The sequence below is a fragment of the Enterococcus mundtii genome (assembly GCF_003957375.1).
In the GTDB taxonomy this organism is placed as follows: Bacteria; Bacillota; Bacilli; order Lactobacillales; family Enterococcaceae; genus Enterococcus_B; species Enterococcus_B spodopteracolus.
On sequence record NZ_CP025473.1, the window covers coordinates 1,385,497 to 1,399,955 of the forward strand.

Below are 14,459 nucleotides of genomic sequence, written 5' to 3' on the forward strand. Positions count from 1 at the left end.
TTCGTAGTTTTTTCATGTCAGCTAAATTTTTCGATAAAGACACGCTTCATAAGGGGCAAATGTACTACTTGATTGAAATTCTTGACCGGATTGGTTTTCCAATAATACTTCCCAATTTGTTTCGATTTCCGTTGGTAAGGTATAAGTCGCTGCTTCATCAGTCAAGTTGACGATGATCAGATAACGTTCTTCATCTAGGACTCGTTCGTATACAAAGAGCTGTTCATTTTCAGGTAGATATTCATTGAAACTACCATAAACCAACCCTTTGTTTTCTCGACGCAGGATAATCATCTTTTTGTAAAAAGATAAAATCGATTCGGGATCATTCGTTTGATCAGCGACATTGATCATTTGATAATTCGGATTGACGAGCAACCAAGGGGCAACCTCAGAAAAACCAGCATACGAATGATCATCCCATTGCATCGGGGTACGACTGTTATCTCTTGTGGTATTGGCTACGATATCCAATGCTTCTTCTTCAGAACGTCCTTCATCAAGCAATTGTTGATAGAGTCTTTTTGAATCTACTGCATCGATCTCATCAATAGAAGAAAATGATAGATTTGTCATACCGATTTCTTGTCCTTGATAAATAAATGGCGTACCTTGCAAAAAGAAATACATCATGGCGATTGCTTTTGCAGACACTTGCCAATACTTAGGAGACGTATCCCCAAAGACAGACACACATCTTGGCACGTCATGGTTTTCCATATAAAGAGCGTTCCAACCTTTGCCATCCAGTGCTCGTTGCCACGCGCTCAATGATTGTTTCAAACTCAATACATCTAGATCCCCGTCTTTTTCATGTTTCCAGATCGAAATATGATCAAACTCAAAGATCATATCAAAATAGCCATTTTCGCCTACCCACTCAGGTCCTTCGTTAGCAGATACACCACTGGCTTCTCCTACCGTCATAATATCATATTCATCAAAGACATTTTTTAATTCTGTCAAATGATCTTCAATACCGGAGACATTTTGAAAAGGAGAAAATGGGTTCTCAGTTGCCTTGACAGAGTATTCATCTTTTTTTACATGAGAAATGGCATCTAAGCGGAATCCGTCGATCCCTTTATCTAACCACCAGCGGATCATCGTGAAGAGTTCAGCCTTTAGCTTATCGCTTTCCCAGTTCAAGTCAGGTTGTTCTTTTGCAAAAATGTGTAAGTAGTATTGACCCGTTTGTTCATCGTATGCCCATGCTGAACCACCAAAGATCGACTGCCATTCATTTGGGGCTTGATCAGGTGTGCCATCGACCCAAATGTAGTAATCGCGGTAAGGATTATCGACCGACTGACGTGATTCAATAAACCATTCATGCTGATCGGAACTATGATTGATGACTAGATCCATGATGATCTTTATCCCCATCTGATGGGCTTCAGCTAATAAAGCATCAAACTCATCCATTGTACCAAATTTCTCAAGAATTGCTTGATAATCGCTGATATCATAACCGTTATCGACAAATGGTGACTGATAAATAGGATTGATCCAAAGAAAGTCGATCCCTAACTCTTTCAAATAGCTAAGTTTTTCGCGAATGCCTTTGATATCACCGATACCGTCGTTGTTACTATCTTTAAAGCTTGCTGGGTAGATTTGATACCCAACCGCTTCCTTCCACCACTTTTCTGACTGCTTCATGCTTATCCCCTTTTTTCTTTATTATAGCTTAATTTCAAGCGGTTACATATTTGTTACCGTTAACTTTTTTCATGCTTACATCAGTTGGAGTAGTGCTTATAATAAATGAAAGACCTCAAAAAAGCGAACATCAAAGATCATGGGTGACACATCATCTTTGGTATTCGCTTAATATCTATTTATAAATAACGAGAAATCAATTGGATCAATTGTTTGGGAAATGTCGATAAATCGGTAATATCAACGAAGCGACTTGCGCCATAGATTTCTTTGATTTCTTCCTTATCTTGTCCAATTGCCGCAGAAATAAAGATGATACCTTGGCGTTCATATTCGGTCAAGACTTCTTGGATATCTTTTTTTGCTTTAGCGCCTGTATAATCAGGTAACGCTTTTGGTTGGCCATCACTGATGTTGACTATCAGTTTGGTAGTCGCAGGTTGTTCTGTCAGCTTGCCAGCGATTAGACGCAACACTGCACCATCACGATTATTTTGTCTTGGCTTCATAGTCACTAATTTCTGTTCCAACCACTCAAATGAATCTGAAAATTCTTTGTACGAAAAGACAGATGTTTTTTCTCTTGTCGAAACATCTGCTGTATCCCCGTAGATCAATAAAGGAATACGTACTTTTTTGGCAAATGCGGCAATAGCAAATGCAGCTTTTTTTGCAGCTATCATGCGGTCTTCACGAACCATCGAACCAGATTCATCGATTCGCAGAGCCACTGCCAAAGAAGGTTGTTCGTGAGGGGGATTTTTTTTATCAAATTGTCGTAAATCACCATAAACTACTCGACTAGCATTAAAACGTTGGCCTTCGTATTTCCCTTTTTGATAAGTTTCGCTTTGTTCATTTTCCAAAAGATCAAGGATTTGCCGACTCAATGAATCCACGATCGGATCGATTTCTTGTCGGATAATCGCTACTTCAGGATTTATGATAGCAAACTTAGGGCGATGAACGATCATTCCTTCTTTTTCATGGATCGTCCCTTTCATCAGCTGCCGCGCTTCTTTATTGAGTTCACGCTTGAGTTGCTTATCTAGGGCTTCCATATCTGAAGCTGACATCTCTTGGGATTCATCATCTGATTGCTGTTGACCATGCCCTTCGACTTCTTGACTCCGCTCTTCCGATAAAGGCAATGTGTCAATTGAGGTTTCTTCTTTCGCCGCTGCTTCCTTTGTCTGCTCTTCTTGTAACACTTCCTCTTTTTCTGAGGGGTGTTCAGCAAGTGATGTTGTTTCTTCTGCCAACTGATCGATTTGACGTTCCATCGCTTCTGCTGCGCGAATTGTCCGCCCTTTGATTCGTGAGGATCCGTCTGATAAGTCCCCCCATTTCTTTTGTCGAACCAATTCTCTGAGTTCATCTAAAAGCCCACTATCAGTTAGTGCAGTCGTCAAAATGTGTAATTCATCTGGATCAGTCGTCAGTTTATATAAGACCTTAGGATAGAGCGATACGAAAATGTCTTGATTTTGTTTCATTGTATTAACCCAATAAAAATAAGAACGCATACCTGCTACACCTTTGATGGCATTTGCTTTAACAGTTTCATCTAACAAACGGATCACTTCTGCCATTTTCAACAAAATTATCGGCTCTTTAACTTGTGTCTTGCTGATAGCGCGTTCCACCATGACTGAAAGCTCTGGCAAATCCATTTTCTCAGCATGTTGCATACGATCTCGAAGTGATTCATTCAACGGTCGGTTTCCTTGATAGTTGCGATTCGTTGTAATAATAATGATACAATCAGGGTGGCGTTTGATCACACCAGTAGGTAAGTTCAACAAACCGTTGGTTTCTAAGGCGGAGTTCAGGGCAACAAGAACCGAAGCATCACGTATCACCGTTGGTTCTTGGATTTCTAAAAGATAACCCTTTTCGATCGCGCGAACGATTTCTGACGGATAGTATTTGTAGTGGATCGTACTTTCTTGATTATTTTCGATTCGTTGCACGAGATCGGCTAATTTTTGTTTTGCCGTTTGTTGATCGACGGAGTAATATTGTTCGATCAACGTCAATACCGCAGCTAATGTATCCGTTTGATAAATAGCGGTCAATAACTCCTGATCTTCTTCTTGGTCTGAATCAATGACAGGTAGTAACGCTCCAAAGACATCTGATTTATCCATATCAGCAAAGCATGTTACTTTCGTATAAGGTAACTGCAGATCAAAAGACAAAGCTTTTGCTAATTGCGTTTTCCCGGAACCTGCATCCCCTTCCAATAACACATTGCTGATTTTCATTTCCGGATCTAGCCAGTTTGTTTTGATTTCAGTCGCAATACGTAGCTCTTCAGCACTAGTTTGATGACTTGTCGTTTTTTTCCAGATCATTTGTTTTTCGATCGGCGTAAACGTTCGCTGGTCGGTGAGTGAAAAGTTTTCCATTTTAAACACTTCCTTATAACATTAATACCCTAGATCATCTAATAGACGTTTCAAGATACGAAAACGTTCGCCAAGTAATTCGCCATCTTTTTGTAAAGCATCGTAGTATAACATGATATCTTCATCGATTTTAGGGTTTTTCGTGTCTACTTCCACCGTCATCCGGTTTCCTTGCAAACCGATGATATCAACGACAGGATTTTCAGGGTCGTAAAATTTTTCATGACGGTAAGCATCTTGGAAGTAAACACTTCCTTGCGCGACTAAGATCGCTAAGTCAAGGATACGAGTAATCGGTAATTCTTCCGATTGACGTGACCACTTTTCACCTGTATGACGCCATACTTTTCCTGAGATATCGACTTTGCCTCGATCATTCCACTGAGCTAATCCTAAAGACAGTCCTTTTGCATCTGTATGCAAGGCATTTCTGCCATCAACTTTATCATAATCTTCGACGACGATCACTGGTTTATGTTTCAAATTTGTTGGTATTTCCATCCTTCTCTACTCCTTTTTAGTAATTTAGTGATTTAGTAAATTACTAGATAATTAAAACTAGTATAAAATAATTAAGATAGAAATGCAAAAAAACAGCCCAAGCAAATCATTGCTTAAACTGTTTCTTTTCCTAGTATTTTTGCTTTCTGCCCTATTTATTGTGCAGAGATCGCAATACCGATCGCTTTTTCACCTAAGTGACTACCGATCACTGGACCAAAGTGGCCGATCTCGATTTCTGCCTGTGGGTATTGTTTTTGAAGTTTTGCTTTTTCTTCTTCGGCAACTACTAAATTATTTGCATGGATCACATATAATTTTACTGGTGGTTTAATTTCTTCATTTCGTTTGCCAATGATTTGCTCTGCACGGGCAAAAGCTTTTTTACTTGAACGGATCTTCTCGAATAAGATGATCTTACCTTCTGAAAAAGTCAGGATCGGTTTGATTTTCAATAGTCCCCCGATCAGCGCAGCCCCATTAGTCAAGCGACCACCGCGGACTAAGTTGTTCAAGTCATCAACGATCAAATAGGCGTATGTATTGTCTCTAATTCGATCGATGTGAGCTAAAATGGCTTCAAGTGAATAACCTTTATCATTCAAGTCTAAAGCAGATTCGACCATATGCCCCATTGGCATACTGGTGATTTTCGAATCATAAGGAATAATCGTCATCTCTTTGACGCCGTCTTTCATCGCAAATAATGTATTGACGAATCCAGAAATCCCACTTGATAAGTGTATGCTTAAGATCGTATCATAGCCTTTGGTTTTCAGTTCTTCATATAGTGCCAAAACTTCACCTACAGCAGGTTGGGAAGTTGTTGGAAAATCTTTACTGTTTTTCAATAGTCCGTAATATTCGTCTGCTTCGATGTCAATGCCTTCGTTATAAATTTTTCCATCCAAGATCACAGGAATAGGAATCACATATAAATCAGGATGGTTTTTGATACGTGTTGGCAGGAAAGCTGTACTGTCAGTTACGATTGCTAATTTCATTTATTTAAGTTCCTCGTTTCAAAGAATTTTACCAGTCCTTAATACTATATCATAAGTAAGAAAAGATTTGAACCTTTGTCCAGATTATAGAAAAAGCAACCCATGTTTTTTATTAAAATCTAAGGTTTTTATCACTTTCATTATTTATTAGAACGAATAAAAGCCAGGACTAGAAAAATTTTTCTCAAGTCCTGACTTATTATCCGAAATGAGCTTGCACTCTTAGTTAGCTATAGAACCACTGGTGCTTGCCAAAGCATCCCCTTATCGTCTGAAATTCTTGACCATCTGCATGGCGTTTCTACCAAACTGGGCAAAGGCAAACGTCAAGCCACCGACACTGCCAATCACCACACAATAAATGACTGCATGCGTTTTTGATGTCATGGATAGGGAAAGACTCAAAACGAAGAAAAGAATGCAGCACAGAAGCAACATGGCCATTGTCGAACGAAACGTCTTCAAGAAGAAATGACTGATCTTTGCGAATGGCGAGATGCGGTATTCTTTTGATAAATAAAGATATCCACGAACAAACACAAAAGCAAAAGCCACTGTATTAGATAAACTCATTCCGTATCCGCCAAATAAAGCTAACCCAATCGCTTGGAATACGACTTTTAAAATAATGGCTTCTGTTGTCAGTTTGATCGCAACCAAATGATGATTCAATGATTGGAGCATCGTCGATAAAATCGTAAACAACGAGAAGAACAAGGAAGCTAGAAGCGCCATTTGGAAGTACCCGACACTCTCTGGATCATAGCCAAAAAACAAGGTGTATAATGGTCCTGCTAATAAGGACATCCCTGCTAACGAAGGCAAAAGGATCAATAAAGCAATCGAGAAGCTGTCCCCGACTGTTTTTTCAATCTGTAGTCGGTCTTTTTTTCCTAATGTACTCAGGATCGGCAGACTACTGATTGCGACCGTTCCGACCATTGAAATCAAGATCAGTGTCAATTTGTTCGGATTGACTGATGCACGACTAAACAAAAATTCGAGTTGCTGGTCTGCAATTTCTGGTCTGAACAAATGTAAGAATGGTTTCATCGTCACCTGATCGATCATTTGTACAATCGTGATCACCGAACCAACATAGATGAACGGTAAGGTTTCTCGAATGATCGAAACAGACGCAGAACGATTGTCTTTTTGGAAATAGCGACTTGAGATCCAGAAATCTTTTAAACGGAAATAATCGTTTTGCCGTCCAATAACAAACATATGACCAATAGCTGCTAGTCCACCGAAAAAAGAAGCAACAGTACTGATCAATACCGCTTGCACAATCGTGCCATCTGTCAACACACGCAAATAATACGTACCAGCTAAGATCACGATTACACGGACTACCTGTTCAATAATCAAGGAAGTACCGTAAGGGCGAAGATGATTTTTTCCTTGGAAGTAACCTCGCATCGCACTTAATACTGGGATCGCTACTAAGGAAGGACAGAGACTACGAATCGCCAAAATACCGTTATCGACATTCGAGATCGGACTGATTTTCGCCAAAGCGGGAGCAAACAAATACATCAATAAGGCAGATATGATCCCGATAACGAACATGATATTGATCGTACTGCGAAAAATGACCCGACAAGCTTGTTCATCCCCTTTTTTCGTCGCCACCGCCACTTTTTTTGCTATCGCATTTGGAAACCCGACTGTACCTAACATCAGGAAAAGGCCATATGGTAAATAGCCCACATTATAAAGGGTAGTTGCTAACATGCCATCTTGATTGTTCCCCATCATACTTAACCAAGGAATCAAATAAACGACACCTAAAACTTTACAAAGTAGATTGGCAAAGGTAAGCCAAAATGTCCCTTGCATCAATTTCTTATTCATATGTCAACCTCATCTATCTCTATTAGAATAAACATCTTCCCTATTATAACAAAAAAAACTTGGAGGACAACTCGTTGAGGAAAACAAAAAAATAAGCTTCCCAATTTTTTGGAGAAGCTTAAGAAATTCTATAACATTGATAATAAAAACACAGAAGCAAGTCCTGTAATGACAGACAAAGCCATTGAGCGGGTTTTATAAGCAACACCTGCTACAAATAGCATCGCAACGATTTTGATGTTCCACGCAATATCTAAATGTTCATGCGTGATAAAAACATCTTTGAAGGCCAACGCTGCAAACAAAGCAACTGGTACATATTTCATCCATTCGCTAAACCATTTAGGCACTTTTCGATGTGTAAAGTAAAGCATAGGAAAAACTCGTGGAATGTATGCAACGACAAATAAGCTGATCACCAATAACAACAAGTACCACTCAGTCATGATGTTGCACCTCCTGTTCTGGGAAATGGAACAATGGCTCATTCAAAGGTTGGGTCTCTTTGCTGGATTTCTTTTCTTTTTCCTTCTTGAAGGCTCTTTCTAATACAAAACCCGCCGAAGAAGCAATCAACGTTGCAACGATCAAACCGAAAGTGTTTTTAAAAAGTACCATGAATAAGACACTGAGTATCCCAGAAAAAATCCCTGTGAAGATGAGTAAAGCATTTTTCATTTGCATGATAAACATAAAAATAAACATAGCAGTTAAGGCAAAATGCACCAAATCCGTATCCACTCGGATCACTGATCCAAAAATATTTCCGACCATGTTACTGAACGCCCACGCCCCCATTGAAAACCAATTGACATATAAAGCTTTTCGCTTGTCCCAAGTGGGATCAGTGGAATACTTCAAATAATTGACTGCATAGTTTTCGTCATTCAATGATTGAGAGAACACAGCTAAAAAGAATCGCTTTTCTTTCTTCATAAAGCCTGAAAGACTCGACCCTAGCAAAATATACCGTAGTTCTAAGAAAAAGACCATCAAAAGTGTAGTTGAAAATGGCGCTTGTATGGCTAACATAGAGGCAACTAAGAATTGTGCGCCACCAGAAAATACTAAAATAGATAATAGACCAGCTAAGAGTGGATCAAAGCCAACTTGCTGCAGTAAGACTCCGCAAGCTAACCCAACTGGGATATAACTAAGGCAAAGTGGCAACGAAGCATGTAGCGAATCCTGCCAAGGCGCCCGTTTCTGTTTATTCATTAACGATATCTCCTTCAATTTACAACAAATAAATAGCGGACTAATTGTAACATAAATAAATAAAAATGTAGCCGTTTTATCGTTAAACAACATGATATTTTTCTCATTTTTAAAGCACAACTATTAAAAAAAATAAAAATCATCGAAAAATATAAGAGAAAATTCATTTTCCTCCTACTTTACCGATGATTTTACACAATAAATAAACAAGTTGTTTTTTAACATCAAGCTTTTTTATAAGCAAAAAAATAACACTAGTTTCTAAATTATTTCTCGACGTTCTCTATCGTATTTTCTTGTGTTTTATTTCTTTGCGAATAATTTGGATCATATTTATCTGTTTCAATGTAAATATAGATTTTTTTATCCTTTAATTGTTCACGGATCGTCCGCTCAATATCATTGATGATCATGTGTACTTGGTATTCTTTGTTTTCATCTAAATCAATTTTTGCCGCAACTAAAATCTCTGTCGGACTTAAATGCACAGTTTTGATATCAATGACCCAATTCACTTCATTTCGCTCAAAAGCAAATTTGATCTTTTTCAAATCTGTCGTAGTCACGCTCTCGCCAATAATCAAACTATAAAATTCTTTTGCTAGAAAGATAGCAGCACCCATCAATAAAAAGCCGATCAATAGTCCACTGATGGCATCAAAAGCAGCGATCCCTGTCAAGATGGTCAACCCGGTGCCGACTAAGGCAAGAACGAGACCAATTACAGCACAGAGATCTTCGGTGAAGATCACGAGTATCTCACTGTGGCGACTTTCACGTAAAAAACGCATAGTTGAAAGGTTTTCACTGTTCAATTCGCGGATTTCTTTCATCGCGATTCGTAATGAACTACCTTCTACAGCTAGACCAAATAATAGAATCAGGATGACAATCCAAGGATTACCAACTTCGTGGGCGGGATGGGTAAGTTTTTCAAAAGCTTCCATCACACCTAGCGCGCCCCCGCCAAAAAACAACATCATGGCAACAATCGTACTGAAAAAATACTTTGCTCGTCCTTCGCCAAATTGGTGTAATTCGCTTTGACCACGATTCGCACGTTTGTCACCGACTAGTAGTAATACTTGATTGCTACAGTCAACGATACTATGGATACTTTCATTCAACATAGCGGCACTGCCACTGATGGCATAACCGACAAATTTACTAAACGCAACTAAGAGATTAGCACCTAACGCTGACAATACAGAAAACATTCCGCTCTTCTTCAAATTCTCCATTGCTTTTTCTTCCCTTCATTCTTAACAACATCAAAGAGTATCTAAATTAAAGATGACGGTTTGATTATTTTTTAAAATCGTTTCTTTTGCGCCTACTTTTGTATTTTTACCATCCACACTGAACATCCAATATTTTTTCTCTTCGGTATTTTGCCTCTGACCATTGATTGAGGTAATAAATCCTTTGTCTTCTTCCACACTAAAGTTTTGTTCCAGCACGTCCAGTAAATTTTCTCCTGTATGGAACGTCACTTTTTTTACTAAGGTATCAAGCCCATCTTCTTGCAAGGTGATAGTTGCTGTTTCATTCGTCACCAAGGATGACGGTTTTGGATCAGCTTTTTTTGTCTCTTGATTTGTACAACCGGTAAAGAAAAGCAACATCGAACAGACAATGAGTAAACTGGTTCCTCTCCTTTTCATTTTCCCCCTCCTAAGTATAAAAAAAGCCAAGGAGAAAACCGATTCCTTGGCTCTTTTTTCATCGATCATCTAAATGGATCATTCTGAAGCATATAACGCACGATTGCTCTTTTTCATCAATTTTTGCGGACCATCAAAGGTACTAAAAATTCATAATTGATAAAGAAATCGATCACTGAACGATGATAGTCACCAGAAGAAATCGCTAGATCTGTCTGTGTTGTGTCTTTCAGAGAAATTTGGAGCGACTGACCTTTATCCAGCAACACCTTATACGTCGTGTCATCCAATTTCTCCAGATCATACTGCGGATTTTTCATTGTGACAATAAAAATATCATCTAATACTTCTTGCGTGGCTGGAAACTTACTTGCTATATCTAATCTTAGTGGCTTCGTGTTGTCTAACAAGGTTTGATCCACCGTAAAACCTAATTTACGTGCATAAGAAAATAATTGATTCAACTTATGATTGAAAATCGTGATCTGACTAGCCGAAAATACACGTTCAACAGACCAATGACGAATCAATGCTAACACTCGGTCATCATCGATCTCAATCGTCATTTGTTCCGGGGAGACTCGCATCAAATTGATGGATTCTACTTGGTATCGTTGGTCGATCGTTGGTAACACAAAGGAAAACAACAATTCTTTTTGTGGGGTCAAACTATAATTGATTGAAAAATATCTTGTTTCCCATACATCATATGCTTGTTTGGATAACTCCAAGCCAATATCATTCAATGGTTTTAATATCTCGTAGGCAAAGTATTCGATCAAACTTGTCTTAGCAATTGCAGAAATCGGTGTATCTTCTAACACATAGCGATGATAGGCGACCAATAACTCAGTGAAATCCGCTTCGATCAAATATTTACGTAATCGTAAATCGGCCAACTCTTCTTCTGCAGCTGCAATCAAGTCAACGATATCTTCGTAATCATTTTGTTTACCGGAAAGATATGCTTGGTTTTCATTGACCGCTTGCTCGATCGTTGAACGTTCATAATCTGTTTGATTCGTCGAGTCTGGGACGACTTTTTCTTTTTCATGGATTTTGGCTTCTTCGCGAATTTCTTCTACTTCATTCGCCAACTCTTTGTCGATGCTGGATGCTTCTTCTACTGGGTCAGTCGTTCCATGATTTTCAGCTGTTACTTCTTGTAGGTCTAAATCTTCTTGTTTTGTCATCACTCGTCTCCTCCCTCTTCTACTATTTCAGGGTTTTCACTGCCAAGGTACGACATCAAGAAACGATGGATCGACTGTCTGAAACCTTCCATGTCACTAAAATACTTTTTGATTTGACGTTGTTCTTTTTCAACGATTGCAGCGCGTAGCTGGTCCGCTTTTTCTTCATGTAATAAGGTTTGCTTTTGTTTTTGGATTTTTTCTGGTTCTTCGATATAAGGTAACCAACCTAATTTTTCATTTTCAAGTGCTTGTTTCTTTTGTTCTAACGCTTGGATTTCTTCGTCTATTTTTTTACGATTCAAGAAACCCTTCGTATCATCTAAGTCAGTGATTTGCCGATCGATCTCTTTTATGGCCTCTTCTAAACGCTCGATCTCTGTTTTTGCAGTGATCACTTTTGCCTCTAACTCATTAATTTTTTTATCAAAATCATGGGTTTGTTGCGTCGCATAGTTCTCCCATTCTTCATCGATTTGCGGTAATACAAAGATTTCAGGTAAGCTAGCATCGATCCCAATCGTTGCTCGTTCATGAAAATAAGTGCCGATCTGGTAATAACTCATCGTCGGAGAGATAGTCTCTGTATGTTTCATAAAGGGAAATTCTTGCAAGAAACGGTCATGGATCTTCCGCATCAATAGCTGATCGATCTCATGATTTTCATTTGAGCTTTTTTTAAGCTCATCGTTCAAGCGTCCATTGTATAACTGATAGATTGCGGGAATATTCTCCTCGCGGACAGCTTGTTCAAAAGCTTGCAGATCTTCTAATAATTGTGAAAGATTCATACTTGCTTTTTCTTTGATATCGTAAAACGAAGATGCTTCCTCTTGTTCGTTTTCATCATAATGTTCGTTCGTCTGTGGGTCTATCATCTTACTGGCCTCCTCTTGCTTTTGAACGCATCAATTTTCCATCAATTATTCTATGTAATCCAATAGTATCATTTTCTAAGAAAAAAGTGTTACTAAGTATGCGCTGACTTAGAACAAAAATTACTTTTACTCGTAATAATTGAAAGTTAGAAAACATAAAAGAGCGGGTCAGCGATTCCCCGCTCTTAGCTTTATTTTTTGGGTAAATCTCTTGTTGTAAAATGGATGCGTTGGTTTTCATCTCGTGTAAGTAATGTTTCTTCATTTAAGTAAGAGAATTTTAATTCATTTAGTTCACTATCTTCTAGCATATGCTCATATCCTGTAAAAATTGAGCGTATATACTGTTTGTACGCGTTTTTCTTTTTTTGTCTTTTTTTCATAGGACACCTTCCTTATCAAACCTATCATACCAATGAATGCCTTCTGAGACAAGCATGTTTCTTTTGTTTTTTCTTTGAAATTTCTTTATATACTTAATTGATAGTTGACGAAACCTTCAAAAAATGAAAAAATGCGAGAGTAGCTAAGGAGGGAAACAAGTGAAAAAAATTGGTTTTGACTCAGAAAAGTATATCGAAGAGCAATCTGCGTATATCCTTGAACGCGTTCATCATTATGATAAGTTGTATCTGGAATTTGGTGGGAAATTAGTCGATGATAAGCATGCCAAACGTGTCTTACCAGGATTTGAAGAAGATGCTAAAATCAAATTATTGCAAAAGTTACGTGACCAAGCGGAGATTTTGATTTGTGTGTATGCTGGTGATATCGAGCGGAATAAGATTCGTGGTGATTATGGGATCACGTATGATATGGACATCTTGCGCTTGATTGATGAATTACGAGGATATGGATTATCGATCAATAGTGTAGTGATCACCCGGTATAACGGACAGCCAGCAACTAAAGTATTTATCAATAAATTGGAGCGTCGGAATATCAAAGTCTATAAACACGCTGAAATCGAGGATTATCCGATCAATGTCGAAAAAATCGTTTCAGAGGATGGTTTCGGCAAGAATGAATACATCGAAACAACGAAACCAATCGTTGTCGTGACAGCTCCTGGTCCAGGTAGTGGGAAATTAGCTACCTGCTTGAACCAACTGTATCACGAAAGCCAAAAAGGCAATGCAGCAGGTTACTCTAAATTTGAGACTTTCCCTGTTTGGAATGTTCCATTGAAACATCCATTGAACATTGCCTATGAAGCAGCAACAGTCGATTTGAAAGATGTCAATATGATCGATTCTTTTCATTTTGATGCCTATAATAAGATGGCAGTCAACTATAATCGTGATGTGGAGACTTTCCCAGTCATTAAACGGATCATCGAAAAAATCACTGGCAAGGAATCGGTCTACCAGTCTCCTACTGATATGGGAGTCAACCGCGTAGGCTTCGGTATCACGGATGATGAAGTTGTACAGGAAGCATCGAAACAAGAGATCATCAGACGCTATTTCCAAACGGCTTGTGACTTTAAAAAAGGTTTGACAGATGAAGATGCCGTCAGTCGCATCAAATTGATCATGGAAGAAGTCGGTTTACGTCCCGAAGATCGTAAAGTCGTGACCCCTGCTCATGAGTATGCAAAAGCTAGTCAAGCGGCTAGTACTGAACCGATGGCAGTGATTGCGATCGAACTTCTTGATCAAGTGATCCTTACAGGTCGGACAAGTCAACTAATGGATGCTTCGGCTGCTGTTGTATTGAATGCGATCAAATATCTCGCCCACATCTCTGATGATATTCCGTTGTTATCGCCTCTTGTCTTGGAAACGATCCAAGGACTTAAAAGCAAGGCATTGCACTCTTCGATCGATACACTCAATCTTAATGAAGTATTGATTGCTTTATCAATCAGTGCAGTGACTAATCCAATCGCACAAGTTGCTTATGAAAAATTAGCAGAACTTGAAGGTGCGCAAGCACATTCAACTGTGATGATCAATAAGAATGATGAACAAAACCTGAAACAATTAGGTATCGACATCACTAGTGCGCCTGTTTACCCTTCAGAAAATTTGTATTACCAATAAATAATTTTTCGATGATGGCTAAAAGA

At 38.7% G+C, this 14,459-nt stretch carries 13 protein-coding genes; 1 reads left to right on the forward strand and 12 read right to left on the reverse strand.

All coding sequences use genetic code 11. The features are described from left to right. Positions 1-21: 21 nt before the first annotated feature. The 12 genes from CYK55_RS06875 to CYK55_RS06930 all read right to left on the reverse strand — a co-directional run bounded on the left by CYK55_RS06875 (position 22) and on the right by CYK55_RS06930 (position 12,771). Positions 22-1,662, reverse strand: a complete 1,641-nt coding sequence (locus CYK55_RS06875; protein ID WP_126134092.1) for a glycoside hydrolase family 13 protein — start codon at positions 1,660-1,662, stop codon at positions 22-24. A 179-nt stretch (positions 1,663-1,841) separates the two neighbouring features. Next, a complete protein-coding gene (locus CYK55_RS06880) occupies positions 1,842-4,073 on the reverse strand; it encodes an AAA family ATPase (protein WP_126134093.1) in 2,232 nt (743 codons plus the stop codon). 21 nt (positions 4,074-4,094) lie between these two features. Next, the gene (locus tag CYK55_RS06885; RefSeq protein WP_010735448.1) at positions 4,095-4,574 is read right to left on the reverse strand and encodes a DUF6530 family protein; all 480 of its coding nucleotides are present in this window, start codon (positions 4,572-4,574) and stop codon (positions 4,095-4,097) included. Positions 4,575-4,729: 155 nt separating this feature from the next. Further along, positions 4,730-5,578 carry a DegV family protein gene (locus tag CYK55_RS06890; protein WP_034688308.1) on the reverse strand — a complete coding sequence of 283 codons (849 nt, stop codon included), beginning with the start codon at positions 5,576-5,578 and terminating at the stop codon, positions 4,730-4,732. A gap of 264 nt (positions 5,579-5,842) precedes the next feature. Beyond that, complete coding sequence (locus CYK55_RS06895; RefSeq protein ID WP_126134094.1) at positions 5,843-7,435, reverse strand: polysaccharide biosynthesis protein; 1,593 nt, start codon at positions 7,433-7,435, stop codon at positions 5,843-5,845. Positions 7,436-7,563: 128 nt separating this feature from the next. Further along, positions 7,564-7,881 carry an AzlD domain-containing protein gene (locus CYK55_RS06900; RefSeq protein WP_019723212.1) on the reverse strand — a complete coding sequence of 106 codons (318 nt, stop codon included), beginning with the start codon at positions 7,879-7,881 and terminating at the stop codon, positions 7,564-7,566. Next, on the reverse strand, positions 7,874-8,653 hold the full coding sequence (locus CYK55_RS06905) for an AzlC family ABC transporter permease (RefSeq protein WP_034688309.1): 780 nt from the start codon (positions 8,651-8,653) through the stop codon (positions 7,874-7,876). The genes CYK55_RS06900 and CYK55_RS06905 overlap by 8 nt, the downstream gene beginning before the upstream one ends. 266 nt (positions 8,654-8,919) lie before the next feature. Continuing rightward, positions 8,920-9,894, reverse strand: coding sequence for a cation diffusion facilitator family transporter (locus CYK55_RS06910; RefSeq protein WP_126134095.1), 975 nt, complete (start codon positions 9,892-9,894; stop codon positions 8,920-8,922). Between the two features lie 30 nt (positions 9,895-9,924). Further along, positions 9,925-10,317 carry a DUF4430 domain-containing protein gene (locus tag CYK55_RS06915; protein ID WP_034688312.1) on the reverse strand — a complete coding sequence of 131 codons (393 nt, stop codon included), beginning with the start codon at positions 10,315-10,317 and terminating at the stop codon, positions 9,925-9,927. 116 nt (positions 10,318-10,433) lie between these two features. After that, positions 10,434-11,510, reverse strand: coding sequence for a hypothetical protein (locus CYK55_RS06920; protein WP_034688316.1), 1,077 nt, complete (start codon positions 11,508-11,510; stop codon positions 10,434-10,436). Continuing rightward, positions 11,510-12,388, reverse strand: coding sequence for a hypothetical protein (locus CYK55_RS06925; RefSeq protein ID WP_034688319.1), 879 nt, complete (start codon positions 12,386-12,388; stop codon positions 11,510-11,512). The genes CYK55_RS06920 and CYK55_RS06925 overlap by 1 nt, the downstream gene beginning before the upstream one ends. A gap of 191 nt (positions 12,389-12,579) precedes the next feature. Then, complete coding sequence (locus CYK55_RS06930) at positions 12,580-12,771, reverse strand: hypothetical protein (RefSeq protein ID WP_010735437.1); 192 nt, start codon at positions 12,769-12,771, stop codon at positions 12,580-12,582. 159 nt (positions 12,772-12,930) lie between these two features. On the opposite strand from CYK55_RS06930, the gene CYK55_RS06935 reads away from it, so the two are divergent. Continuing rightward, on the forward strand, positions 12,931-14,433 hold the full coding sequence (locus CYK55_RS06935; RefSeq protein ID WP_126134096.1) for a DUF1846 domain-containing protein: 1,503 nt from the start codon (positions 12,931-12,933) through the stop codon (positions 14,431-14,433). The last annotated feature ends 26 nt before the right edge of the window (positions 14,434-14,459 follow it).

Coding starts and splice junctions, on each gene's coding strand:
- CYK55_RS06875 (WP_126134092.1), bottom strand. CDS start 1,662: ATGAAGCAGTCAGAAAAGTGGTGGAAGGAAGCGGTTGGGTATCAAATC.
- CYK55_RS06880 (WP_126134093.1), bottom strand. CDS start 4,073: ATGGAAAACTTTTCACTCACCGACCAGCGAACGTTTACGCCGATCGAA.
- CYK55_RS06885 (WP_010735448.1), bottom strand. CDS start 4,574: ATGGAAATACCAACAAATTTGAAACATAAACCAGTGATCGTCGTCGAA.
- CYK55_RS06890 (WP_034688308.1), bottom strand. CDS start 5,578: ATGAAATTAGCAATCGTAACTGACAGTACAGCTTTCCTGCCAACACGT.
- CYK55_RS06895 (WP_126134094.1), bottom strand. CDS start 7,435: ATGAATAAGAAATTGATGCAAGGGACATTTTGGCTTACCTTTGCCAAT.
- CYK55_RS06900 (WP_019723212.1), bottom strand. CDS start 7,881: ATGACTGAGTGGTACTTGTTGTTATTGGTGATCAGCTTATTTGTCGTT.
- CYK55_RS06905 (WP_034688309.1), bottom strand. CDS start 8,653: ATGAATAAACAGAAACGGGCGCCTTGGCAGGATTCGCTACATGCTTCG.
- CYK55_RS06910 (WP_126134095.1), bottom strand. CDS start 9,894: ATGGAGAATTTGAAGAAGAGCGGAATGTTTTCTGTATTGTCAGCGTTA.
- CYK55_RS06915 (WP_034688312.1), bottom strand. CDS start 10,317: ATGAAAAGGAGAGGAACCAGTTTACTCATTGTCTGTTCGATGTTGCTT.
- CYK55_RS06920 (WP_034688316.1), bottom strand. CDS start 11,510: ATGACAAAACAAGAAGATTTAGACCTACAAGAAGTAACAGCTGAAAAT.
- CYK55_RS06925 (WP_034688319.1), bottom strand. CDS start 12,388: ATGATAGACCCACAGACGAACGAACATTATGATGAAAACGAACAAGAG.
- CYK55_RS06930 (WP_010735437.1), bottom strand. CDS start 12,771: ATGAAAAAAAGACAAAAAAAGAAAAACGCGTACAAACAGTATATACGC.